Source organism: Blautia sp. SC05B48, assembly GCF_005848555.1.
In the GTDB taxonomy this organism is placed as follows: domain Bacteria; phylum Bacillota; class Clostridia; order Lachnospirales; family Lachnospiraceae; genus Blautia_A.
Genome location: NZ_CP040518.1, coordinates 2356586 through 2381587 on the forward strand (window position 1 = coordinate 2356586; position 25002 = coordinate 2381587).

The window sequence follows — 25002 nt, forward strand, 5'->3', positions numbered from 1 at the left end:
AGGAAAAATATGAAAAATAAAGAATTCAAAAAAGGTATAGCCATTGGAGTGGCAGCAACGCTGGTTGTGACAGGCGCTGTTTTTACCAGCTATCAGAAAGTACTGTTTCCGAAAGGCAATGCGCTTTCCGATGTGAAAACGGTTCAGAAGCTGAATTACCTGGAAGAACTGATCGATGAAGAATATCTGGATGAAAAAGACGAAAGCAGCCTGCGTGAGGGGCTTTATGCTGGCCTGCTTGCCGGCCTGAAGGATCCGTACTCCACCTATTACACAGCAGAACAGTATAAAGAGCTGAATACTTCCAATGAAGGCTCCTACGTAGGGATCGGTGCCGTTCTTCAGAAGGATGACACCGGAGGGGCAAAGATCATACAGCTTTATGAGGGTGGTCCTGGAGAACAGGCAGGACTGAAAAAGGGAGATGCGATCAAGGCAGTAGATGGAGCTGATGTTACAGACAAAGAAACTTCCGATATTGCTGCCATGGTCCGTGACAGTGAGAAAGCTTCCGTAATGCTGACCATACAGCGGGAAAACGAAGAGAAAACCCGGGATGTCAAAGTGGAGATCCGGGATGTGGAGATCCAGACCGTTTCCCATGAGATGCTTTCCGAAGACACCGGCTATATCCGGATCTCCGAATTTTCTGAGGTGACCAGCGAGCAGTATAAAAAAGCATTTGCAGATCTGAAGGATCAGGGAATGAAGAAGCTGGTTGTGGATCTCCGTGATAATCCGGGCGGTCTTCTTACTGCAGTCTGCGGCGTACTCCGCCAGATACTTCCGGAAGGACTGATCGTCTATACAGAGGACAAAAATGGAAAGAAGGAAGAGGAAACCTGCGACGGAAAAAATGAACTGGACATGCCGCTGGCTGTTCTGGTAAACGGAAACAGTGCCAGTGCATCTGAGATCTTTGCGGGGGCGGTGAAGGACTACGGGATTGGAACGATTGTAGGAACAACTACCTATGGAAAGGGAGTGGTGCAGACCATCCATTCTCTTACCGATGGCAGTGCGGTAAAGATCACTATCGCAAAATATTTTACGCCAAAGGGCAATGATATCAACAAAAAAGGAATCAATCCGGATGTGGAAGCAGGGCTTTCCGGAGACATCACAGACTGGACAGAACTTACACATAAAGAAGACACGCAGCTTCAGACAGCCCTGAAAGAGATTGGACAGAGCTGACGCGTCCGGAGGGGAGAAAGGATGGAAAACCCATTCTGCTTATCAGTCTGGTGGCAGTGATCGGAAATCCTGTCCTCATAATTGTAAAAACAGAATGAAAGTGATAGAATCAAATCATATGAGGGCAGAAGAACTACATCTGCTCATAGTGGAAAACATAGCACAGGAACATCAAAACAGGAGGATAGCATAAATGGAACGACATGCTTTTGCAATGAAAGTAAAAGAAGGAAAAATGAATGATTACCGTAAGATCTTAGGCGAGATCTGGCCGGAGCTTACTGCATATCTTGACCGTAACGGCATCCATAATTTCAGCATCTGGAATGCGGCAGACCTTGTATTCGGATATTACGAAAATGCAGACGGAGCGGTGATCTCTCCGGAAGAGGAGAAAGTAAAGGCAGCATTGACTGAAAAGATAGGAAATACCTTTACCTGGATCTCTACTCCCGGAAAAGACATGCGCCTGATGTATCATAATTTTGGTGTTGTGCGAGAAAACAAAGAACTGATCCGCCACAGAATGTTCATGACAAAATTAAAAGACGGCTGTGAGGAAGAATATAAAGCCCGTCATGACGGACTTGTGGCACAAAGAGGCGAAACAATAGATCCGGGCCCGGACAGCAACTTCAGCATCTGGAGCGCAGGAGGATATATTTTTGGATATGATGAGATCGACATAACCATGGAAGTGGAAGAAACACCGGAAGCAAGAGCGGCAACCATCGCATGGGAGACACGCCAGCTCGGAATCATGGACTGGATCACCAACGATGTGGACTGGATGACAAAAGAAGTACATCCGTCAAGTGTACGTCTTGCATGGCATAATTAAAAAAATGGGAAATTAAAAAGGAAGGAGGCCGGGGCTTTGTTTGGAGGCAGCCCCGGCAGTATGAAAAAGAAAAAAGTGTTATCAAAGGTAGTACCCTTTGCACATCTAATAATATACTCATATTTTGTGGTCATTCTGTGACGTCATTCTGAAAAAAGTATGAACAAAAAAGAAAAAATAACTGAACTCAAATCTTAACAATTCTTAAACTTTCCATATTTAGTTGAAACCATACGCCCCGACTGTTATACTGTGACTAGCAGATGTTAGCAGGAGAAGAATATGTTTTATTCCTGATATCAATAAAATAATGAGGCGTGAATTTATGAAACGTTTTTGGAAATATGTAATAGGGATCGTACCTGCGTACGGGCTTTTTCCCCTTGTTTTTTCATTTGTATTTAACTGTCTTGTATATTCCGGTTCAAGGGCGATCGCAGGCGGTTGGTACCATCACAATATAGAAAGTAATCTTGATCTGCGGCTCCCATTTGTGCCGCAGTTTTTGATTATCTATTTTGGCTGTTATGTATTCTGGGCAGTGAATTATATTCTAGCGGCAAGGCAGGAGCGGGAACAGGTTTACCGTTTTTTTACTGCGGATATTATATCCCGTTGTGTGTGTCTGATCATATTTCTGGCATATCCCACTACCAATACAAGACCGATGATCGAAGGAAACGGAATCTGGGATCTGCTGGCCGGCTGGCTGTATTCCATTGATGCGGCAGATAACCTGTTTCCATCTATCCATTGTCTGGTAAGCTGGTTCTGTTTTCTGGGGATCAAAGATCAGAAAAGAATTCCGACATGGTATAAGGGGGTATCGTTTACACTGGCTGTGCTGGTTTTTCTGTCTACCATTTTTACCAAGCAGCATGTACTTGTGGATGTAGCAGGTGGTGTGATCCTGGCTCAGGTATGCTTTATTCTGGGACAGAAAACAGAACTCTGGCATATTTATGAACGGTTTGGAACTAAAATTGAAAAGAAGATCAACAGATATACAGAAGGTGGCAAGTGATGAAGAACAGAAAAAAGATCATATTTAACGGGGTGTTCCTGGCAGCAGTTTTTGCCCTGACCATCTACGGTGTTTTTCACGGAGAAGACCTGTCTTTCATGATGGATGCCATACACAGGGCAGATAAACGGTGGCTGCTTCCGGGAATTGCACTGGTAGCATTTTTTATCTGGGGAGAATCCATCATTATCTGGTATATGATGCGTTCCAGTGGGATCCATCTGAAAAAAAGGACCTGTTTTCTGTTTTCGTCTGTAGGATTCTTTTTCAGCTGTATCACACCATCCGCCAGCGGCGGACAGCCCATGCAGATCTACTATATGAAAAAAGAGAAGATTTCCATTCCGGTGTCAACGGTGATACTGATGATCGTGACGATCACCTATAAGCTAGTGCTTGTGGTGATCGGTATTGGAATCGCGATTTTCGGAAGAGGATTTCTTCACAGATATCTGGAAGGAATCCTGCCGGTGTTTTATCTGGGACTGATGCTGAATATCTTCTGTGTCACTTTTATGACCATTCTGGTATTTCATCCGCTTTTTGCAAAAGCGATCCTGGTGAAGGGAATGAAGCTTCTGGAACGGTTTCATCTGATGAGGAAAAAAGAGGGACGGCTGAAAAAACTGGAAGCTTCCATGGATACTTACCGAAATACTGCGGCGTATCTGAAGAATAATCCGTTGGTGATCGCTAAAGTAATAGGGATCACTTTTATCCAGCGTATGGCACTGTTTGCAGTAACCTGGTTTGTATATCAGGCTTTTGGACTCCATGGAACCGGTTTCTGGGATATCCTTTTTCTCCAGGCAGTGATATCGGTATCTGTGGATATGCTGCCGCTTCCGGGAGGAATGGGAATCAGTGAGACTTTATTCCTTACCATTTTCAGTTCGGTATTCGGTGGCCTGCTGCTTCCGGGAATGGTACTTAGCAGAGGACTGGGATATTACGGAGAGCTGCTGATCAGTGCGGTGTTTACTGCGGTGGCTCAGCTCACTATCGGAAAAAAGGAATCCTGAAAAGATTTAATCGAATGCAGATCGCGGAGATCTGCTTGACCCAGATCAGGTAAGTCTCCTGCGGGACTGTGAATATAGCCTGACATGAAAAAGAAAAAAGAGGTGTGCAAATGATAGGATTTTATGATTACACGGTAATAATGACTTACATAAGCGTAGTTTCTTCCATGATCGGAATCTTCTGTGCTGTGACGGACCATATTTCAGCAGCGGTGTGCTGTCTTGCATTTTCCGGACTGTGCGATATGTTTGACGGAAAGATCGCAAGGACCAAGAAAAACAGAACGGATGAAGAGAAATGCTTCGGGATCCAGATCGATTCCCTTGCAGATATCGTCTGTTTTGGAATCCTTCCCATTGTGCTGGGATTTAAGCTTGGAATGTGTCATGTTTACGGAATAGCTATTCTTTTATTTTATGGTCTGGCAGGCCTGATCCGTCTGGCATATTTCAACGTCATGGAGGAAAAACGCCAGAATGAAACCTCCGAAAACCGAAAATATTATCAGGGCCTTCCCATCACATCCATGTCTGTGGTCCTGCCGCTTCTGTTTGTGGTATCTCTGCTTTTTCCGGAGTATAAATGGTTTGTGGTGCTCCTTCACATTGCAATGCTGACGGTAGGACTTCTGTTTATCCTGGATTTTAAATTCCGTAAGCCGACCAACCGGGAACTGGTGATCATTGTTGCGGTAGTTGCGGTGGCAGTTCTTCTTGTACTTTTCTACAACGAAGGATGGTGGAAGTTCAATTATCTCTACAAGTTTTCTATGGAGAGAGGCGGTAATCTATGATCCGGACAGCGGACAGAATGGGGCATATTACAGAGGAGGATTCCTTTCAGAACAATCTCCTGGAAAAAATTTACGGTTCTGTGGCCGGACGTATGATGATCCGGCCGCTGGTTACTCCCGTTGTTTCCATTGCCATGGGATGGCTTCTGGATTCCAGGCTTTCGGCAGCAGCGGTGAAACCCTTTATACGGTTCAATCATCTGGATATGAGTGATTATGAAAAGCGTAAATATACTTCCTACAATGATTTTTTCAAGCGGAAGATCCGGGAGGGTGCCCGCCATATTGATATGGAACCGGGACATTTTATCAGTCCCTGTGACTGCAGGGTGAGTGTGTATCCGGCAGATGAAAAAGCCCGTCTTCATATCAAACAGACCGAATATACCATAGAGGAGCTTCTCAGGAATCCTTCTCTTGGAAAAAGATATCAGGGTGGCTATGTGTGGGTGCTTCGTCTCTGCGTTCAGGATTATCACAGATATATTTATCCGGACAATGCGGCGGAGTCCGGACGCATCAGGATCCCAGGGATCCTGCATACAGTCAACCCCGTGGCCAACGATGCCTATCCGATCTACAAGGAAAACAGCAGAGAGTATTCTCTTTTGAAAACAGAGAATTTCCGTACCGTGCTGATGATGGAGGTAGGTGCTCTTTTTGTTGGAAGGATCGAAAACCGACCAAGGAAAGCATCTGTGAAACGGGGAGACGAAAAAGGAAATTTTGCTTTCGGCGGCTCCACCATTGTGCTGATCACTGAAAAAAATGCGGTAAAGCCGGATGAAGATATTTTGAACAATTCCCGTGAAGGAATTGAAACAAGAGTACTCATGGGAGAAAAGATCGGAGAATCCTTTTAGAGGGTTCTCCTTTTTTGGCGGATAAAATAAAAAAAATGAAATTACGTTCACACACACAACACAAACCTGTGATATATTATGAGCAGTAGCAAAGTGGAATGGAAATATCCGCTTTAGAATGAACCGGAAGTAAAAGCTCAGCTTTTTGTAAAGAGGGATAATACAGAGCATTTCGGGCTGTCAGCAGCTGGCCGGAACAGCGACTGAGAAACGGAGGAAGATAGAATGGATGCATTAAAAATTCTTGTAGTAGATGATGAGAGCAGGATGAGAAAACTGGTAAAGGATTTTCTCACCAAAAAGAATTTCCAGGTACTGGAAGCAGGTGACGGTGAGGAGGCCATGGATATTTTTTATAAAGAAAAGGACATTGCGCTTTTGATCCTGGATGTGATGATGCCGAAGATGGATGGCTGGGAAGTATGTCGTGAGATCCGCAAAAATTCCAAGGTTCCCATCATTATGCTGACAGCAAGAGGAGATGAGCGTGATGAGCTTCTGGGATTTGAACTCGGGGTGGACGAATATATCTCCAAACCCTTCAGCCCCAAGATCCTGGTAGCACGTGTAGAAGCCATTCTTCGAAGAACGGGACAGAGCAACCCGGATGAGATACTTTCAGCAGGTGGGATTGTCATTGACAAGGCAGCGCATCAGGCAACGGTAGATGATAAACCGATGGATCTGAGCTTCAAGGAATTTGAGCTTCTGACTTATTTTCTGGAGAATGAGGGAATCGCTCTTTCCAGAGAAAAGATCCTGAATTCTGTGTGGAATTATGATTATTTCGGAGATGCCAGAACCATTGATACTCATGTCAAAAAGCTGAGAAGTAAAATGGGCGATAAGGGAGAGTATATCAAGACAGTCTGGGGGATGGGCTACAAGTTTGAGGTAGGAGAATGAAAAAACCGAAGGAAAAAATAAAAAAGATCCATAGTCTCCGCCATCAGATCACAGCATACTTTATCGGTCTGCTGTTTTTATCCATTCTGACTATTACCGTGATCAACGGAGCCTTTCTTGAAAAATACTATGTGACAAAAAAGATCGATGTACTTCTGGATCTCCGAACAACTCTGGAAAATACAGATATTGACAAGATGATGAACAGCAACAGCTCGAAAGGTTCTGAGAGTATTCCCGATGAGATCCAGAGAGCCTGCTCCAGAAACAATCTTTCCTGGGTTATCATTGACAGCAGCAATACCAGCTGGCTTTCCTGGGGTGAAAATGAAAAAATGCTTCAGAGCAAGCTGTTCGGATATGTCTACGGTCTGGATGAGGACGGGGATAAGAGCCGGACCTTGAAGCAGGGTGACAATTATACCATCCAGCAGTCGCATGACCGTTTTGCGGGAATGGATTATGTGGAATGCTGGGGACAGCTGGATGATGAACATTATTTTATCATAAGGACACCCCTTGAGAGCATCAGGGAGAGCGCTGATATTTCCAATAAGTTTTACTTTGCGGTAGGTCTGATGATCATAATCCTAAGTGGTCTGATCATTATGGTCGTGACCAGGAGGATCACCCGTCCCATCAGTGAGCTTACGGAACTTTCCAGAAAAATGTCAGATTTGGATTTTGAAGCAAAATACGAGAGCAAAGTCGGCAATGAGATCGATGTTCTGGGAGATAATTTCAACCGGATGTCTTCACAGCTTGAGACTACCATCAGTGAACTGAAATCCGCAAATAATGAACTGCAGCGCGACATTGAGGACAAGATCAAGATCGACAAGATGCGGAAGGAATTTCTGGATAACGTATCTCATGAGCTGAAAACTCCGATCGCCCTGATCCAGGGCTATGCAGAAGGCCTGAAAGAAAATATTTCCGATGATTCTGAGAGCAGAGAGTTCTATTGCGATGTCATCATGGATGAAGCCTCCAGGATGAATAAACTGGTAAAAAATCTTCTCACACTGAATCAGCTGGAATCCGGCAAAGATGCAGTTGTAATGGAGCGTTTTGATATCGTATCCCTGATTCGCGGCGTGCTTCAGACTATGAATATCATGATCGGACAGAAGGATGCAAAAGTGATCTTTGAGGCGGAGAAGCCGGTTTATGTATGGGCCGATGAGTTTAAGATCGAAGAGGTTGTGACAAACTATGTAAGCAATGCCCTGAACCATCTGGAGGGAGAGAAAGAAATCGAGATCAAGCTGCAGGATGAGGATAACCATGTGAAGATCAGTGTGTTTAACACAGGGACCCCGATCCCTGAGGCAGATGTACCTAATCTTTGGAATAAATTTTATAAAGTTGATAAAGCGAGAACCAGGGAATACGGCGGAAGCGGTATCGGTTTATCTATTGTAAAGGCCATCATGGAAAGTATGAACCAGGAATATGGTGTGCAGAACTTTGATAATGGCGTGGAATTCTGGTTTACACTGGACCGGAAATAATAAAACTTTACCGTGATAATGTGAAAAAATGGGCGGCAGCAGAGAAAAGTCTTTGCAACCGCCTGTTTTTGCGTTATACTAAAGCAATGTAAATCGAAGGTGAGAGAGGAATATCGAGATACAAAAGAGCAGGAGGAAGCATTATTATGATAGGAATCATTGACTACGATGCGGGAAACATCAAAAGTGTGGAAAAAGCACTTCAGTATCTGGGACAGGAGACTGTCGTCTCAAGAGATCCCCAGGTGCTTCTGAAAGCAGATAAAGTAATCCTTCCGGGAGTTGGAAGCTTTGGTGATGCTATGGAAAATCTCAAAAAATACGGACTTGTTCCGGTAATACATGAGATCGTGGAAAAGGGAACGCCCTTTCTTGGAATCTGCCTTGGACTGCAGCTGCTTTTTGAGAGCAGTGATGAGACACCGGGAGTGAAAGGTCTTGGGATCCTGAAGGGAAAAATCCTGCGCATTCCGCCAAGTCCGGGACTGAAGATCCCGCATATGGGATGGAATTCCCTGCATATTCAGAACAGCGGAAGATTATTTAAGGATATTCCGGAAAACACATACGTTTACTTTGTACATTCCTATTATCTTCAGGCGGAGGAGAAAGAGATCGTGAAAGCGACTACTCAGTACAGCACATGCATCCATGCGTCGGTGGAGAAGGGAAATGTATTTGCATGTCAGTTCCATCCGGAAAAAAGCAGCCGGTGGGGCTTGAAGATCCTTGAGAATTTTGCGGCACTTGAGGCAGGTACCGGAAAGGAGGAGGCATGATCATGTTTACAAAAAGAATCATTCCATGTCTTGATGTAAATAAGGGACGTGTGGTAAAAGGCGTGAATTTTGTTGATCTTAAGGATGCCGGAGATCCGGTGGAAATTGCCAAAGCTTATGATGCCGCCGGTGCGGACGAGCTTGTTTTTCTTGATATCACTGCCTCCTGTGAGGAGCGTGATACCGTGGTGGATATGGTAAGAGCTGTTGCAGCCAACGTATTTATCCCGTTTACCGTAGGCGGAGGAATCCGTACCGTAGATGATTTCCGGAAACTTCTCCGTGAAGGTGCGGATAAGATTTCTGTAAATTCCGCAGCTATCGACCGTCCGGAGCTGATCCATGAGGCTGCACAGAAATTCGGAAGCCAGTGTGTAGTAGTTGCCATTGATGCCAAGAGAAGACCGGATGGCGGCTGGAATATCTACAAACATGGCGGAAGACTGGATACCGGTATTGACGCTCTTGAATGGGCAAAGAAGGTGGAAGAACTTGGCGCAGGTGAGATCCTTCTTACCAGCATGGATTGTGACGGAACCAAGGCAGGGTATGATATTGAACTTACAAGAGCCGTTGCAGATGCGGTTTCCATCCCGGTGATCGCCTCCGGTGGTGCCGGAACCCTGGAGCATTTTTATGATGCACTGACAGAAGGCGGAGCAGATGCGGCACTGGCAGCATCTCTGTTCCACTACAAAGAGCTGGAGATCTGGGAAGTGAAGGATTACCTTGCGGAAAAAGGAATTTCCGTGAGAAGATAAGTTGGATGAGAGGTGATAGATATGGCTCCTATAGCAGGAGACTGGCAGGAGGCACTGAAAGGTGAATTTCATCAGCCCTACTATGCCAAACTTTATAAAACCGTGATGACAGAATACAGAACAAGAAAGATTTTTCCGCCGCCGGAAGATATGTTTAATGCGTTTCATTTTACGCCTCTGCATCAGGTAAAGGTTGTGATCCTGGGACAGGACCCTTATCACAATGACGGACAGGCCCATGGGCTTTGCTTTTCTGTAAAAAAAGGTGTGGAAACACCGCCATCTCTGGTGAATATTTATAAGGAACTTGAGGATGATATGGGATGTTATATCCCAAATAACGGTAATCTGGAAAAATGGGCAAAGCAGGGCGTGCTTCTTTTGAACACAGTGCTGACTGTACGTGCACATCAGGCCAATTCCCACAGAGGGATCGGCTGGGAGCAGTTTACCGATGCGGCCATCCGGATCCTGGACCAGGAGGATCGCCCGATCGTGTTTCTTCTCTGGGGGCGGCCTGCTCAGATGAAGGCATCCATGCTTCATAATCCGAAGCATCTGGTCCTGGAAGCACCACATCCAAGTCCCCTTTCTGCCTACCGGGGATTTTTCGGATGCAGGCATTTCAGCAAGGCTAATGAATTTTTGAAAGCCAATGGGGTAGAACCCATTGACTGGCAGATTGAGAATATTTAAGTTAGGGAAAGTAAAATGGGTAAAAAAAATGATAACACACTTGTGAAAAACGCATCTTTTCTTATGGTTGCGGCGCTGATCTCCAAGATCATCGGAATGCTGTATAAGAGTCCGCTTTCAACCACACTGGGAAGTCAGAGCTTTGCACTTTTTCAGTTTGCACAGAATGTATATTTTATTCTGCTGATGATTGCGTCCTTCAGTATTCCTCAGGCTGTATCCAAGATCATGGCGGAGAAGATTGCTTTTCACAGATATAAGGATGCACAGAAGGTATTTTACGGCGCACTGATCTATGCGGCAGTTGCCGGCGGTATCGTGGCGCTGATCTGTGTATTTGGTGCAGGGATCCTGGTTCCTGACAGTATGGCGAACGCCCGTCTGGCACTGCAGATGCTTGCGCCCACAATTTTCATGTCCGGTCTTTGCGGTGTATTCCGTGGATATTTCCAGGCATACCGCAATATGATGCCTACATCGATCTCGCAGATCATTGAGCAGATCTTTGTGGCAACCTTTGCGCTTCTGATGTCACATGTATTTATCCAGCATTTTTCTGCAACAGGAGATATGGATCTGGTTCATCGCTGGGGTGCAGCAGGAGCTACTATGGGTACCGGAGCAGGTGTGGCTTCCGCGCTGATCTTTATGCTGATCGTTTATGGGATAAATCGTAAGATCATCCGGAAAAGGATCGTCAATGACCGCCATTCTGTAAATGAGAGTATGGGTCATGTAATGAGCAATATCGTGCTCATCATCATGCCGATCATTCTCAGTGCTTTTATTTATAATGTAAACGGATATATCAACAGCTATATGTATTCCGGTATCATGGATATCAAGGGTGCTGCCAAGGACGTGATCCAGACCTTGTATTCCGAGTACGGATATTATATGACGCTGATCAATATCCCGCTTACCCTGGCGAGTACAGCACCAACATCTATGATCCCTGAGGTTTCCGCTCATTATGCAATGCACGATATTGAAGGTGCAAATATGAAGACGGACCGTGCCACATGGATCAGTATGCTGATCTCTATTCCTGCGGCAGTAGGTCTTGCAGTTCTTTCCGGACCGATCACGAGACTGATCTTCCCGGGAACCAACGGTGTAGGCGGACAGCTTCTGATCCTGGGAGGAATCACCATTATCCTGAATGGCAACTCCAATATCACCAACGGTGTACTTCAGGGGATCGGCAGGCCGAAGCTCCCGATGATCCATGCAGCCATTGCTCTGGTGGCAGATGTGATAGCCATGGCACTGCTTCTGGTATTTACCAATCTTGGTGTTTATACCATTGTCATCGCCCAGATCGTTTATGCGGTTGTGATGTGTCTTCTCAATGACCGTTCCATCAAGAAATATATGGGCTATAAGAATCCGTGGAGAAGTGCTTATTTAAGCCCGTTCCTGGCATCTATCCCGATGGGGGTTGTTGCGGGAGTGGTGTATTACGGTCTGTATGCGCTGATCCATTCCAATGTGATCTGCCTGGGTATTTCCGTGATGCTGGCAGCAGTTGTATACTTTATTGTATATCTGTTTGTAAGCAAGCCTGGTGAAGAAGAGCTGGGTATGATGCCTGGTGGAAGATATATGAAGAAGCTGGCGAGAATGATGAAGATCATCTGATTTTGAGAGTTTTACAGGATAATAAAAAAATACCCGCAGATTTATTCCGGCGAATGATGGACCGGATGATCTGCGGGTGTTTTTTACATTATCTCAGATTACTGGTAATGCAGGTTTTGAAAAAAGTTTCTTTTCAGTATTCCCTCTGGGAAAACAGCTTTATGATCTCCAGGGTAACTTCTACAGCGGCATCCATTCCTTCCACTGTGATGTGCTCATAAGGCCCGTGATAGGCATGTCCGCCGGTTCCGAGATTCGGGCAGGGCAGTCCCATGAAGCTTAGCTGTGCACCATCTGTGCCGCCGCGGATAGGCAGGATGAGAGGTGCGACATCACAGTTACGGCAGGCTTCCTCTGCCAGGATGATCAGCCACGGGCAGGTATCGATGACCTCTTTCATATTGCGGTACTGCTGGGTGATGGTAAGAGTTACGGTGCCTTTGCCCCATTTTTCATTGAGGATTTCTGCGATATGTGAGAGCGTTTTCTGGCGTACTTCAAAAGAAGCGGCATCGTGATCACGGACAATATACTGAAGTTCAGCCTGGGAAACATCTCCTTTCATGGAGCAAAGATGGAAAAATCCTTCATAGTCCGCTGTGTTCCTTGGAGTATCCGCAGATGGAAGCATGGAATTAAACTCCATGGCAACGAGAGCAGCGTTGATCATGGTATTTTTGGAAGAACCGGGATGTACATTAACTCCTTGGAAGGTTACTTTTGCACTGCAGGCGTTAAAGTTTTCGTACTGGATCTCGCCTTCCGTATCACCGTCCAGGGTATATGCATAATCCGCACCGAATTTTTTTACATCAAAGTGGGCCGGTCCCATGCCGATTTCTTCATCCGGAGTAAAAGCGACGCAGAGAGGTCCGTGAGGTATTTTTTCCGTAAGGATATGCTCCAGCGCAGTGATGATCTCTGCAATGCCGGCCTTGTCGTCTGCGCCCAGGATCGTGGTTCCGTCTGAGGTGATCAGGGTACGCCCGGCAAGTGAAGCAAGATGCGGGAACATTTCCGGGGAAAGGGTTCTGCCGCTTGTGCCGAGAGGGAGCTCTTTTCCATCGTAATCTTCTGTGACCACCGGTGTGACTACATGGTCACAGAAATCGGAAACCGTATCCATATGAGCGATAAAGCCCAGTGCTTTGCAGTGCTCCAGGCCTTTTGTAGCAGGAAGATGTGCATAAACGTAACAGTGTTCATCCAGAGACACATCGGAGATCCCAAGATCTTTCAGTTCCTCCACAAGAAGCCGGGCCAGGTCAAACTGGCACTGGGAAGAGGGGGAAGAAGCACTTTCTTCATTGCTGGGGGTGGATATTTTTACATAGGATAGAAGTCGCTGGTATGCTTTCATAGAAAAATAGTCCTTTCTGAAAAATTCCTTCCGGAACAGACGGCAGCTGTATTTATGGAATATGTCTGTTTTTCCGGAGATAATAACAGTATAACACACAGTATCTGCATATTTGTGTAAAAAATCTCCCACGATGTGAAAACCTGTGCTATAATCTGTGAGATAATAAAAAACAGGAGGATTTGAGAGTGGAAAAAAGAATCATACAGGTCGAAGAAAAAGTACCTGCAAAGATGCTGATACCGTTAAGTATCCAGCACATGTTCGCCATGTTCGGAGCATCCGTGCTGGTGCCATTCCTTTTTGGTATCAGTCCGGCTATTGTGCTTCTGATGAATGGTGTGGGAACACTCCTTTTTATTTTCATCACAAAAGGAAAGGCACCGGCTTATTTAGGTTCCAGTTTTGCCTTCCTTTCACCGGCTCTTCTGGTGATCAGCAAGTATGGATATGAGTATGCCCTTGGTGGTTTCGTTGTTCTGGGTATTGCTGGTATGTGTGTGGCATTGATTGTCCGCCAGTGCGGAACAGACTGGATCGATATCGTGCTTCCTACAGCGGCAATGGGACCGGTAGTGGCACTGATCGGTCTGGAGCTTGCGGGAAATGCGGCAAGTACGGCAGGACTTCTGGACGATAAGGTAGATCCGAAGAATGTGATCGTATTTCTGGTCACACTTGGAGTTGCGGTATTCGGGCAGATCCTGTTCCGAGGCTTCCTTTCTGTTATTCCGATCCTGATTGCGATCATTGCGGGATATGTGGCAGCAGGTGCATGCGGGCTTCTGGATTTTACACAGGTAAGGGAAGCGGCATTTTTTGCTCTTCCCAACTTTACATCTCCGAAATTTAATTTTGAGGCCATTATGACGATCTTTCCGGCACTGCTTCTGGTAACCTCCGAGCATATCGGCCATCAGATCGTAACCGGAAAGATTGTTGGAAGAAATCTTCTGAAAGATCCGGGGCTTCACAGATCCCTGTTTGCAGATTTCTTCTCTACCACAGTTTCCGGATGCCTTGGTTCTGTGCCGACAACTACTTACGGTGAGAACATCGGTGTCATGGCGGTGACAAAGGTTTACAGTGTACAGGTGATCGGTGGTGCGGCAGTGCTTTCTATCTGCTGTTCCTTCCTTGGTAAACTGGCAGCCCTGATCAGTACCATTCCCGGTCCGGTGATCGGTGGGATTTCCTTCCTTCTTTACGGAATGATCGGAACATCCGGACTTCGCATGCTGGTTGACAATCACGTGGATTACAGCAAGTCCAGAAATCTGACGCTGACAAGCGTTGTCTTTGTTGTAGGTCTTTCCGGAATTGCCCTGAAGCTTGGAAATGTTGAGCTTACCGGTATGGTGCTGGCATGTGTGGTTGCCATGGCGTTAAGCCTTGTATTCTATATTCTGGACAAACTGAAGCTGACCAACGATCAGTAACAGGAAATGTATTGCATAAAAAGCAGATGAAGAGGGAAATCTTTTTATCTGCTTTTTTGTATTCAGAGAGGAAAAAGAAATCATGTATGGGAAGCCTTTTGTCGGATTTTTAGAGATCCTGTCAACAAAAAAACAGAGGGATTTTCAAGTATCTTATTGACAATCATTCCGTTTTATAATACTATGTAATACAGAAAACACGAACAAAGGTTCGGATTGCAGGAAACCTGATTAGAAAGAGAATAAAGAATAGGAGATTACATAATGATCAGTGAAGAGAAGCAGAAGGCGTTGGAAGCGGCCCTTGGAAATATTGAGAAACAGTTCGGTAAAGGCTCTGTCATGAAGCTTGGAGATTCCAGCTCCCATATGCAGGTGGAGGCAGTTCCCACAGGATGCTTAAGCCTGGATATCGCCCTTGGTGTAGGTGGTGTTCCCAAGGGACGTATCGTGGAGATCTACGGACCGGAGTCCAGTGGTAAGACAACGGTAGCCTTACATATGGTCGCTGAGGTGCAGAAGAGAGGCGGAATCGCAGGATTTATCGATGCGGAGCATGCTCTTGATCCTGTTTATGCCAAGAGTATAGGTGTTGATATCGACAACCTTTATATTTCACAGCCGGATAACGGAGAGCAGGCGCTGGAGATCACAGAGACTATGGTACGTTCCGGTGCTGTGGATATCGTGATTGTGGATTCTGTTGCAGCTCTGGTTCCCAAGGCAGAGATCGAAGGAGATATGGGAGACAGCCATGTAGGTCTGCAGGCCCGTCTGATGTCACAGGCACTCCGTAAACTGACGGCTGTTATCAGCAAGTCCAATTGCGTGGTGATCTTTATCAACCAGCTTCGTGAGAAGGTTGGAGTGATGTTTGGCAATCCGGAAACTACAACCGGTGGACGTGCGCTGAAATTCTATGCATCTGTCCGTATGGATGTACGTCGTGTGGAAACCTTGAAGCAGGGTGGTGAGATGGTCGGAAACCACACCCGTGTGAAAGTAGTTAAGAACAAGGTCGCTCCGCCATTTAAGCAGGCAGAGTTTGATATCATGTTCGGAACCGGTATTTCCAGAGAGGGAGATATCCTGGATCTGGCTGCAGAATGCTCCATCGTAAACAAGAGCGGAGCCTGGTATGCATATGAAGGGGATAAGATCGGACAGGGACGTGAGAATGCCAAATTATTCCTGAGAGAGCATCCGGAGATCCGCGATGAGATTGAGAAGAAGGTTCGTGTACATTATCATCTGGATCCGGCAGATGAGACAGCAGAAGCAGCAGTACAGGCAGATGATACAGAGAAGGAAGAGTAGTCCATGCTGGATCTGGAAGAACGAAACCGTGCAAGAAAGAAAGCCATGCGGCTTCTGGAACATATGGACCGCACAGAGAAAGGCCTGACGGATAAACTCCGTCAGGCTGAATTTTCACCGGAGGCAGTAGAAGATGCCATTGCTTATGTGAAGTCCTATGGGTATATCAACGATGCCCGTTATGCCAGAACCTATATCTCCTTCCGCATGGAAACCAGGAGCCGTCAGAAGATACTCTCGGAACTTCAGTTAAAGGGCGTGGACCGTCAGATTGCCCTGGATGCCTGGAATGAGATGGAAGAGCTTATGGAACCGGACGAGCGGGAGATATTACGCAGGACGATCGAGAAGAAATATGCACCGGACACAGAGCTTGATGAAGGACAGATGAGAAGGCTGTATGGATACCTGGCCAGAAGGGCGTTCCGGTATGAAGATATTTCCCATACCCTGGAAGAAATGAACATCCGGGTGAAACATGATATAGAATAACTCTGAAAACACCTCGCGGAATATTCCCAGTGAATAGTAACGAGAAAAGAGCCAGTTCACATATGCTAACCAAAATCTGCTTTTTCATGAGAAAAACTTGACATAAATGTGAAAAACAGCTAAACTTGTATTGTTGTATTTGTACAATGAAAACTAAATAAGGAGGTGCTCCTGTGGCAGGCACAATTATCGGTGTTATTGTCGCTGTGGTAGTCACGCTACTTATTGCAGTTCCTGTTACTTGCAAGGTTGCTGTTGACAAGAAAGTACGCAAGGATGCGGAAATCATAGGTACAGCAGAGGATAAGGCAAGGAATATTCTTGATGAAGCATTGAAAGCAGCAGAGACCAAGAAACGAGAAACTTTACTTGAAGTAAAGGAAGAATCTCTGCGAACTAAAAATGAACTGGAAAGGGAAACCAAGGAACGGAGAAACGAGCTGCAGAGATATGAGAAGCGAGTTTTGTCAAAAGAGGAATCTGTTGACAAAAAAGCGAATGCGGTGGAGAAGCGTGAGCTGGAATGTACAGCGAAATTTAACGAGTTACAAGAAAAAGAAAAACGAGTAAATGAACTTGAGGAAAAAGGAGTACAGGAACTGGAACGAGTTTCAGGTCTTACCTCCGAACAGGCAAAAGAAGAATTACTGAAATCTGTAGAAGATGACGTAAAGGTGGATGTTGCAAGACTCTATAAAGAGCTTGAGAACAGAGCCAAGGAAGATGCCAATAAGAAAGCCAGGGAATATGTAGTCAATGCTATTCAGAAATGTGCAGTGGATCATGTTTCCGAGACAACGATTTCTGTGGTACAGCTTCCAAGTGATGAAATGAAGGGAAGGATTATCGGTCGTGAAGGCCGTAACATCCGTACACTTGAGACACTTACCGGTGTGGATCTGATCATTGATGATACACCGGAGGCAGTGGTACTTTCCGCATTTGATCCGATCAGGAGAGAGATTGCCAGAGTGGCTCTTGAGAAACTGATCGTGGATGGACGTATCCATCCGGCAAGAATTGAAGAGATGGTAGAGAAAGCCCAGAAAGAAGTGGAAGCACAGATCCGGGAAGACGGTGAGAATGCTGCCATGGATGTAGGGGTACATGGAATCCATCCGGAACTTCTGAAGCTTCTTGGACGTATGAAATTCCGTTCAAGCTATGGACAGAATGCTCTGAGACATTCAATTGAGGTTGCACAGCTTTCCGGACTTCTTGCAGGAGAAGTTGGTGTGGATGTGCGTATGGCCAAGCGTGCCGGACTTCTTCATGACATTGGTAAATCCATTGACCATGAGGTAGAAGGTTCTCATATTCAGATCGGTGTGGATCTCTGCAAGAAATACAAGGAGTCCCCGATCGTTATCAACACGGTTGCGTCTCATCATGGTGATGTGGAGCCGGAATCTCTGATCGCGTGTATTGTACAGGCTGCTGATGCAATTTCCGCAGCAAGACCTGGAGCAAGACGTGAGACCCTGGAAACCTATACTAATCGTCTGAAACAGCTTGAGGATATCACCAATGAATTCAAGGGTGTAGAGAAATCTTTTGCTATTCAGGCAGGAAGAGAAATTCGTGTTATGGTCGTGCCGGATCATGTAAGTGATGCAGATATGGTTCTCCTTGCAAGAGATATTGCAAAGCAGATCGAAGCAGAGCTTGAGTATCCTGGACAGATCAAAGTTAATGTGATCCGTGAAAGCAGAGCGGTTGACTACGCAAAATAAGCTTTCAATGGAAGAAAGTTCTGGAAATATCAAAGGCCGGACAGCTTTTTAGCTGGCCGGCCTTTTTGTCATGTGGAAAAACGGTCATATTACCGGAAAAACAGGCGTAAACTGGTACAGGGTGAGTAAATGGAGAGTAAGACAGAGAACCGGAAGTGGAAAAATGCCGGACGTTTTCCGGCGGAGCTTCTTTTTATGACCGGAGTTTTTGCGGGAAATGTGTTGCCGAATCTGATCTGGAAAATGGAGTGGAAGCAGAAAACCCTGGCTTCTTTTTATCTGATCCGCAGCTTTGCAGGAAAAGATATTTCCGGCGGAGCTTATTTCCTGGAAGTGCTGCGACGAAGAGGCGTTTTTTTTCTTCTGTTGTTTTTATGCGGATTTACAATATTCGGAGTGCCTTTGACGGTCGCATATATGCTGTTTTTGGGAATGGAGACAGGAATGATCCTGGCATTATCGGTTCTGGAATTTGGTATTTATGGCGGTGTGGCCGGCGCCGGACTTCTGATGCCGCAGTATCTGGTCTATATTCCGGCGTATTTTTATCTTGCAGGTATCGTATACAGACAATCGTATGGGATCTGGAAAAATTATGGACTTGTGCCGCAGAAAACAGGGGCTTATTTTCGGCAGGGGATCACAGTTTTTCTGCTGTATACAGGAGGAATCCTTGCAGAAAGTTTTCTGAATCCCTGGATCGTAGAAAAAGTTATAAAGGGCCTGAAATTTTTTTGAGGAAAATTTCCACAATATCTAGTGATGGTTTCCATAAAATCTGCGATATTTGGTAGTTTGTGCCGGAAAGTGTTGAAATTGTGCGGTTTTACGATGAAAAACTGTTTGATTTTATGTAAAATTCACAGTATAATTCAGTCATAAACGAGTATGATTTTAGAGAAACGGGATGCAGAGAAATGGACATAGAGATACGGGAATTTATTACATATTTACATAATAGAAAAAGGACGTCACATAATACAGAAGTATCTTACCAGAGAGACCTGAAGAAGATGGCAGTGTATTTTGCAGATCGTGGGATCTATGATATCCGAGATGTAGGAGAACTGGAGCTAGAAGGCTATCTCAGCTATATGGAGAGAGGACAGTTCGCTTCCTCAACGATCTCCAGAAATGTAGCATCTATCCGTGCCTTGTTTCAGTATCTTTATCAGGAGAACAGGATCGAGAGGGATCCGTCTCTGGAACTGAAGCCGCCCAAGGTTGAGAAGCGGATGCCGGAGATCCTTACTGTGGATGAGGTAGACCGCCTTTTGAAACAGCCGGATCTGAATACACCGAAGGGAATCCGGGACAGTGCCATGCTGGAGCTTTTGTATGCTACAGGAATGCGTGTCAGTGAACTTTTGCGGCTGAATCTGGAGGATCTCAATCTGCGGCTTGGTTATGTAGTCTGTCACGATGAGGATAAGGAACGGGTGATCCCGATAGGAAATGTATGCAAAACAGCCATGGAGAAATATCTGAAGGAAGCCCGTGGAAAATTTGTGAAAGAAAATGAGACGGAGAGTCTTTTTACCAACTGTTCAGGAAAATCCATGAGCAGACAGGGATTCTGGAAGGTTCTGAAGGGATATGCAGAGGAAGCCGGGATCCAGCATGATATCACGCCGCATACACTGAGACATTCTTTTGCCGCACATATGCTGCAGAATGGAGCGGACGTGAAGAGTGTGCAGGAAATGCTTGGACATTCGGATATTTCCACCACACAGGTCTATCTGAATTTTGGCGCTGCGAAAATGCGAGACGTATATATGAAAGCACATCCGAGGCATTGATCTGTAAGAAATAATATAAAAAACGCGTTCAAAAAAGAACCGGCAGCTTCCAAAATGGGAGAATGTCGGTTCTTTTTTTGAACATAAATTGTAGAATGATCACAAATGTCTGTTCCCTGAAGTGCAGATCAGACAGAACTTAGCAATTTTCAGCGATCGTGTAAAGCAGCTTCTCAGACTCATCCCAACCAAGGCAGGCATCTGTGATGGATTTTCCGTAGATGTGATCTCCACCGATCTTCTGGTTGCCTGGTTCGATATAGCTCTCGATCATGAGACCCTTTACCATGGAGTGAAGCTCAGGATCTACCTGACGGCTGTGAAGAACCTCACTTGCGATACGAACCTGCTGCTCGTAATGCTTGTTGGAGTTGGAGTGGTTGGTATCCACGATCACTGCCGGGTTGGCAAGGTTCTTTGCATGGTATTTGTCATAGAGAAGACGAAGATCCTCGTAATGGTAGTTCGGGATCGCTTCCCCATGCTTGTTTACTGCACCGCGAAGGATTGCGTGAGAGAGTGGGTTGCCGGTGGTCTCAACCTCCCAGCTTCTGTAAATAAAACGATGAGCGCCCTGTGCTGCAACAATGGAGTTCAGCATAACGCTGTAGTCACCACTGGTAGGGTTCTTCATACCAGCCGGAACATCCATGCCGCTGACAGTGAGTCTGTGCTGCTGATCTTCAACAGAACGTGCGCCTACAGCAACGTAGGAAAGCACATCCGAGAGATAACGGTAGTTCTCCGGGTAAAGCATCTCATCTGCACAGGTGAAGCCACTTTCGCGGATAGCACGCATGTGCATCTTGCGGATCGCGATCAGTCCGGCAAGAAGGTTCGGTTTTTTCTCAGGATCCGGCTGATGGACCATTCCCTTGTATCCTTCACCGGTTGTACGTGGCTTGTTTGTGTAAACACGCGGGATGATAAGGACTTTATCCTCGATCTTTTCCTGAACTTTGCGAAGTCTTAAAAGATAATCGCATACGGCATCTTCGTTATCTGCAGAACATGGTCCGATGATAGCGAGGAATTTATCGGATTTTCCGGTGAAAACGTCGCGAATCTCAGCATCGCGTTTCTCCTTGAGCGCCTGAAGTTCAGCATCGAGCGGATACTGATTGCGGATTTCCTCAGGAGTTGGCAGTTTTTTTATGAATTCAAAACTCATAGTACTTTATTCCTCCATAACTATAGACATTTCGATTATTTATTATAAACGATTATTGGTCGATTGTCGATAGGGAAATTTTAGCGCTTTCACGTGTAGAAGAGTAAGCAGCAGCTCACCCAGAAAAATTCCGTAAAAATAGCCTCGGATCCCCGTTGCCGGAATTATAAAAACAACGGAGAAAATACGGATGAGAATGCCGGCAATACTGTGGATCAGACAGAGCCCCGGTTTTCCAAGTCCCTGCAGGATGCTGGTGAGCATGGTGTTTGTATAAAGAAAAGGACAGATAAAAGACAGATACCGTATGTAGGTTCCGGCAGTCTGGCTGTGAAAAAGCAATGTTCCGAGGAATGGGCCAAAAAGAAAGAATCCGCTTCCGCATAGAAATCCCAGGAACATGCACAGAAAAAAGGTCTGATCTGTGACACGGCGGATCTGCTTCTGCTTTCCCAGTGCATCAAGCTGTGCGATGGAAGGCATCAGCATTACAGCGGCGGAAGACGTAAGTGTGGAAGGAAACAGGAGCAGGGGCAGTGCCATTCCTGTAAAGATCCCATAGATCTTCAGTGAGTCTGAGGCTGTCATGCCGGAACGCAGAAGCATCTGTGGGATCAGGACCGCTTCTATGCTGCCGAGAAGTGTCAGAAGAATCCTGTTCAGGGAAATGGGAAAAGACAGTGTGAAAAGGTCCTTTATCAGCGGAAAGATCCTGACGGGAGTCTTTTCGTGTACAGGGTGATTTCCGAAATGAAAGGAAACTACCAGCAGCGACACCAGCGAAGCGGCAGTCTCTCCGGCAAGGGAACCTCCCGCTGCGATCAATGCAGTGATCGGACGTCCTTCGGAAAGAAAGATCAGATACAGGATATAGGTAGTGCCGATCCGTGCAGACTGCTCCGAAAGCTGCACGACTGCCGGAACAGAGGCTTTTTTCCGGGCATAATAATAGCTGTCAATGCAGGAATGAATGGCACAGAGAGGAATACTGACAGCTGTTAGGCGAAGAAGACCGGCAGTCTGCGGTGTTTTCAGAATTGTGGAAGCAAAAAAATATGCGTGCTGAAAAAGCAGAAAACCGGCTGCAGCAGAAAAAAAGACAGCCATAAGTGTTCCTGTGACCAGCGAAAAACGTGCCTCCTTTTTCTCCTGAAGGGCAAGTCTGGATGCGATCAGGCGTGAAAGGGCAGACTGGATCCCTGTATAGGATAAAGCGGCCATAAGTCCCTGGAGAGGAAGAACCAGCTGATACAAACCAAGACCTTCCGCACCAATGGCATGGGAGAGGAATATTCTATAAAAGAAACCTGCGATACGGCTGATAAGGCCTGTGCAGGCAAGAATCAGGGTTCCTTTGAGAAATATTTTTTTTGACATGGATAACCTTGAGTCTTTTTTGTCAGTATATGAAGAAGTTAGTCTTGACAGAACCATATGTTTCTGATAGAGTAAACATGAAATCCGAGGAAAACACTGGGAATTGAAAAAGAGGTGAGCGGATGAAACTGTCAACAAGAGCAAAATACGGACTTAAGGCTTTGATAGACCTTGGTCTTTACAGTGAAAAAGAAGCGGTCTCGCTTCAGAGTATTGCGGGCCGTCAGAATATATCAGTCAGCTATCTGGAGCAGCTGATGGCACTTTTGAAGAAAGCGGGCCTTGTGAAGAGTGTCCGCGGTGCAGCCGGAGGATACTTCCTTGGAAGACCGGCAGAAGAGATTTCAGTGGGAGATATCCTTCGTGTCCTGGAGGGTGGCCTGGAGGCTGCAACATGTCCGGGAACAGAAGGTGACGGTGGCTGCCAGGGTTCTGATCTCTGCGTGGCTAAATTAGTGTGGAAGAGGATCAACGACAGCATCACAGATGCAGTGGATACCCTGATGCTCAGTGAGCTGATCGAAGAAAGTCGGAGAATACACGAAAAATAATTATCCTGAACAGGAGGAAAAGAAAATGGGAAAAATGATATATCTGGACAATGCGGCTACCACAAAGACCGCACCGGAAGTTGTGGAGGCTATGCTGCCGTATTTTACAGAGTTTTATGGAAATGCTTCAACCGTTTATGATTTTGCGGCAAACAGCAAGGCTGCCATCGCAAAGGCAAGACAGCAGATCGCAGATGTGATCGGAGCCAAAAAAGAGGAGATCTATTTTACAGCAGGTGGTTCCGAGTCTGATAACTGGGCTCTGAAAGCGACCTTTGAGGCATATAAAAATAAAGGAAACCATATCATCACAACAAAGATCGAGCATCATGCCATCCTTCATACCTGCGAGTACCTTGAAAAAGAACGTGGTGCCAAGGTCACATACCTGGATGTAGATGAGAATGGTTTCATTGACCTGGATGAGCTTCAGAAAGCCATCACACCGGAGACCATCCTGATCTCTGTTATGGCTGCAAACAATGAGATCGGTACTCTTGAGCCGCTGAAAGAGATCGGCCAGATCGCACATGAGCATGGAATCCTGTTCCATACAGATGCTGTTCAGGCATTCGGCCAGATCCCGATCAATGTAGATGAGTTCAATATTGATATGCTCAGCTCCAGCGGACATAAGATCAACGGACCGAAGGGAATCGGCTTCCTTTATATCCGTAAGGGCGTTAAGATCCGCTCATTCGTACATGGCGGAGCACAGGAGAGAAAACGTCGTGCAGGTACAGAGAACGTTCCTGGTATCGTAGGATACGGTCTTGCAGCAGAGCGTGCAAACAAGTCCATGAAAGAGCGTACTGCAAAAGAAATCGAGATCAGAGATCATATGATCAGCAGGATCCTCACAGAGATCCCGTACGTACGTCTCAATGGAGATAAAGTAAAACGTCTTCCGAACAACGTAAATGTAAGCATCCAGTTCATCGAGGGAGAGTCACTTCTTCTGATGCTTGATAATTTCGGAATCTGTGCATCCAGCGGTTCCGCATGTACATCCGGTTCTCTGGATCCGTCACACGTTCTGTTAGCTATCGGTCTTCCTCATGAGATCGCACACGGATCTCTCCGTATGACCTTAAGCGAGGAGACGACAATGGAGGATGTTGATTTTGTAGTAGATAAGCTGAAAGATATTACTGCAAACTTAAGAAGCATGTCTCCATTATATGAAGATTTTATTAAAAAGCAGAAAAAATAATAAAAATACTTGCCAGGAGGAAAAAATAATGTATAGTGAAAAAGTAATGGATCATTTTCAGCATCCACGTAATGTCGGTGAGATCGAAAACGCAAGTGGCGTGGGTACTGTAGGAAATGCAAAATGCGGTGATATTATGAGAATATTCCTTGATATCGATGACGAAACTCATATTATCAAAGACTGCAAATTTAAAACATTTGGATGCGGTGCAGCAGTTGCAACAAGCAGCATGGCAACAGAACTTGTAATGGGCAAGACCATTGAGGAAGCTATGGAAGTAACCAACAAGGCCGTTATGGAGGCTCTGGACGGACTTCCGCCGGTAAAGATCCACTGTTCCCTGCTTGCTGAGGAAGCAATTCATGCAGCTCTCTGGGATTATGCAGAGAAACATCACATTAAGATCGAGGGGCTTTCCAAACCGAAGTCTGATATCCACGAGGGTGAAGAGGATACAGAAGAGGAGTATTGATCCCTTTTATTTACGATCATAACCGGGGCATGAG

At 45.8% G+C, this 25002-nt stretch carries 24 protein-coding genes; 21 read left to right on the forward strand and 3 right to left on the reverse strand.

Translation table 11 applies throughout. The features are described from left to right. Positions 1–9: 9 nt before the first annotated feature. The 12 genes from EYS05_RS10870 to EYS05_RS10925 all read left to right on the forward strand — a co-directional run bounded on the left by EYS05_RS10870 (position 10) and on the right by EYS05_RS10925 (position 12038). Positions 10–1197, forward strand: coding sequence for a S41 family peptidase (locus EYS05_RS10870; protein ID WP_138277153.1), 1188 nt, complete (start codon positions 10–12; stop codon positions 1195–1197). A 193-nt stretch (positions 1198–1390) separates the two neighbouring features. After that, complete coding sequence (locus EYS05_RS10875; RefSeq protein WP_138277154.1) at positions 1391–2038, forward strand: L-rhamnose mutarotase; 648 nt, start codon at positions 1391–1393, stop codon at positions 2036–2038. A gap of 325 nt (positions 2039–2363) precedes the next feature. After that, the gene (locus tag EYS05_RS10880) at positions 2364–3062 is read left to right on the forward strand and encodes a phosphatase PAP2 family protein (RefSeq protein ID WP_118513125.1); all 699 of its coding nucleotides are present in this window, start codon (positions 2364–2366) and stop codon (positions 3060–3062) included. Next, positions 3062–4084: a lysylphosphatidylglycerol synthase transmembrane domain-containing protein gene (locus EYS05_RS10885; RefSeq protein WP_138277155.1), complete on the forward strand. Its 1023-nt coding sequence runs from the start codon at positions 3062–3064 to the stop codon at positions 4082–4084. The genes EYS05_RS10880 and EYS05_RS10885 overlap by 1 nt, the downstream gene beginning before the upstream one ends. Positions 4085–4194: 110 nt before the next feature. Further along, on the forward strand, positions 4195–4878 hold the full coding sequence (locus EYS05_RS10890; RefSeq protein WP_138277156.1) for a CDP-alcohol phosphatidyltransferase family protein: 684 nt from the start codon (positions 4195–4197) through the stop codon (positions 4876–4878). Further along, a complete protein-coding gene (locus tag EYS05_RS10895; RefSeq protein WP_174235845.1) occupies positions 4875–5741 on the forward strand; it encodes a phosphatidylserine decarboxylase in 867 nt (288 codons plus the stop codon). The genes EYS05_RS10890 and EYS05_RS10895 overlap by 4 nt, the downstream gene beginning before the upstream one ends. A gap of 225 nt (positions 5742–5966) precedes the next feature. After that, positions 5967–6647 carry a response regulator transcription factor gene (locus EYS05_RS10900; RefSeq protein ID WP_015526981.1) on the forward strand — a complete coding sequence of 227 codons (681 nt, stop codon included), beginning with the start codon at positions 5967–5969 and terminating at the stop codon, positions 6645–6647. Further along, positions 6644–8161 (forward strand): sensor histidine kinase, encoded by a 1518-nt coding sequence (locus tag EYS05_RS10905; protein WP_118624155.1) that lies wholly within the window; start codon positions 6644–6646, stop codon positions 8159–8161. Before EYS05_RS10900 ends, EYS05_RS10905 begins: the two co-directional genes overlap by 4 nt. 146 nt (positions 8162–8307) lie before the next feature. Beyond that, positions 8308–8940 carry an imidazole glycerol phosphate synthase subunit HisH gene (hisH, locus tag EYS05_RS10910; protein ID WP_118513036.1) on the forward strand — a complete coding sequence of 211 codons (633 nt, stop codon included), beginning with the start codon at positions 8308–8310 and terminating at the stop codon, positions 8938–8940. A gap of 2 nt (positions 8941–8942) precedes the next feature. Continuing rightward, positions 8943–9701 (forward strand): imidazole glycerol phosphate synthase subunit HisF, encoded by a 759-nt coding sequence (hisF, locus tag EYS05_RS10915; RefSeq protein ID WP_138277157.1) that lies wholly within the window; start codon positions 8943–8945, stop codon positions 9699–9701. Positions 9702–9722: 21 nt separating this feature from the next. Continuing rightward, the gene (gene ung / locus EYS05_RS10920) at positions 9723–10397 is read left to right on the forward strand and encodes a uracil-DNA glycosylase (RefSeq protein ID WP_138277158.1); all 675 of its coding nucleotides are present in this window, start codon (positions 9723–9725) and stop codon (positions 10395–10397) included. Positions 10398–10412: 15 nt separating this feature from the next. Continuing rightward, a complete protein-coding gene (locus tag EYS05_RS10925; RefSeq protein WP_138277159.1) occupies positions 10413–12038 on the forward strand; it encodes a putative polysaccharide biosynthesis protein in 1626 nt (541 codons plus the stop codon). Between the two features lie 133 nt (positions 12039–12171). Here EYS05_RS10925 and pepT read toward each other — a convergent pair whose 3' ends face one another. Further along, positions 12172–13398: a peptidase T gene (gene pepT, locus EYS05_RS10930; protein WP_118513127.1), complete on the reverse strand. Its 1227-nt coding sequence runs from the start codon at positions 13396–13398 to the stop codon at positions 12172–12174. A gap of 233 nt (positions 13399–13631) precedes the next feature. Between pepT and uraA the strand changes: the two genes are divergently transcribed. The 6 genes from uraA (at position 13632) to xerD (ending at position 20181) form a co-directional block, all read left to right on the forward strand. Next, complete coding sequence (gene uraA / locus EYS05_RS10935) at positions 13632–14837, forward strand: uracil permease (RefSeq protein WP_180214278.1); 1206 nt, start codon at positions 13632–13634, stop codon at positions 14835–14837. Between the two features lie 264 nt (positions 14838–15101). Next, on the forward strand, positions 15102–16154 hold the full coding sequence (gene recA / locus EYS05_RS10940) for a recombinase RecA (protein WP_118513041.1): 1053 nt from the start codon (positions 15102–15104) through the stop codon (positions 16152–16154). Positions 16155–16157: 3 nt separating this feature from the next. Then, complete coding sequence (locus EYS05_RS10945; RefSeq protein ID WP_118513042.1) at positions 16158–16646, forward strand: regulatory protein RecX; 489 nt, start codon at positions 16158–16160, stop codon at positions 16644–16646. Between the two features lie 173 nt (positions 16647–16819). Beyond that, positions 16820–18379 carry a ribonuclease Y gene (gene rny / locus EYS05_RS10950; RefSeq protein ID WP_021650814.1) on the forward strand — a complete coding sequence of 520 codons (1560 nt, stop codon included), beginning with the start codon at positions 16820–16822 and terminating at the stop codon, positions 18377–18379. Between the two features lie 129 nt (positions 18380–18508). Continuing rightward, on the forward strand, positions 18509–19117 hold the full coding sequence (locus tag EYS05_RS10955; protein WP_138277160.1) for a stage II sporulation protein M: 609 nt from the start codon (positions 18509–18511) through the stop codon (positions 19115–19117). A 179-nt stretch (positions 19118–19296) separates the two neighbouring features. Further along, positions 19297–20181 carry a site-specific tyrosine recombinase XerD gene (gene xerD, locus EYS05_RS10960; RefSeq protein ID WP_138277161.1) on the forward strand — a complete coding sequence of 295 codons (885 nt, stop codon included), beginning with the start codon at positions 19297–19299 and terminating at the stop codon, positions 20179–20181. Between the two features lie 139 nt (positions 20182–20320). Here the strand turns inward: xerD and EYS05_RS10965 are convergent, their stop codons facing one another. Both EYS05_RS10965 and EYS05_RS10970 read right to left on the reverse strand, forming a co-directional pair. Then, positions 20321–21352 carry a 3-deoxy-7-phosphoheptulonate synthase gene (locus EYS05_RS10965; protein ID WP_118513045.1) on the reverse strand — a complete coding sequence of 344 codons (1032 nt, stop codon included), beginning with the start codon at positions 21350–21352 and terminating at the stop codon, positions 20321–20323. A gap of 42 nt (positions 21353–21394) precedes the next feature. Then, complete coding sequence (locus EYS05_RS10970) at positions 21395–22729, reverse strand: polysaccharide biosynthesis protein (RefSeq protein ID WP_138277162.1); 1335 nt, start codon at positions 22727–22729, stop codon at positions 21395–21397. A 122-nt stretch (positions 22730–22851) separates the two neighbouring features. Between EYS05_RS10970 and EYS05_RS10975 the strand changes: the two genes are divergently transcribed. The 3 genes from EYS05_RS10975 to nifU are packed head-to-tail and all read left to right on the forward strand — an operon-like array spanning position 22852 to position 24968. Continuing rightward, positions 22852–23280, forward strand: a complete 429-nt coding sequence (locus EYS05_RS10975; RefSeq protein WP_015526993.1) for an RrF2 family transcriptional regulator — start codon at positions 22852–22854, stop codon at positions 23278–23280. Positions 23281–23305: 25 nt separating this feature from the next. After that, positions 23306–24493, forward strand: a complete 1188-nt coding sequence (nifS, locus tag EYS05_RS10980) for a cysteine desulfurase NifS (protein ID WP_021650819.1) — start codon at positions 23306–23308, stop codon at positions 24491–24493. Between the two features lie 28 nt (positions 24494–24521). Further along, a complete protein-coding gene (nifU, locus tag EYS05_RS10985) occupies positions 24522–24968 on the forward strand; it encodes a Fe-S cluster assembly scaffold protein NifU (RefSeq protein ID WP_015526995.1) in 447 nt (148 codons plus the stop codon). The last annotated feature ends 34 nt before the right edge of the window (positions 24969–25002 follow it).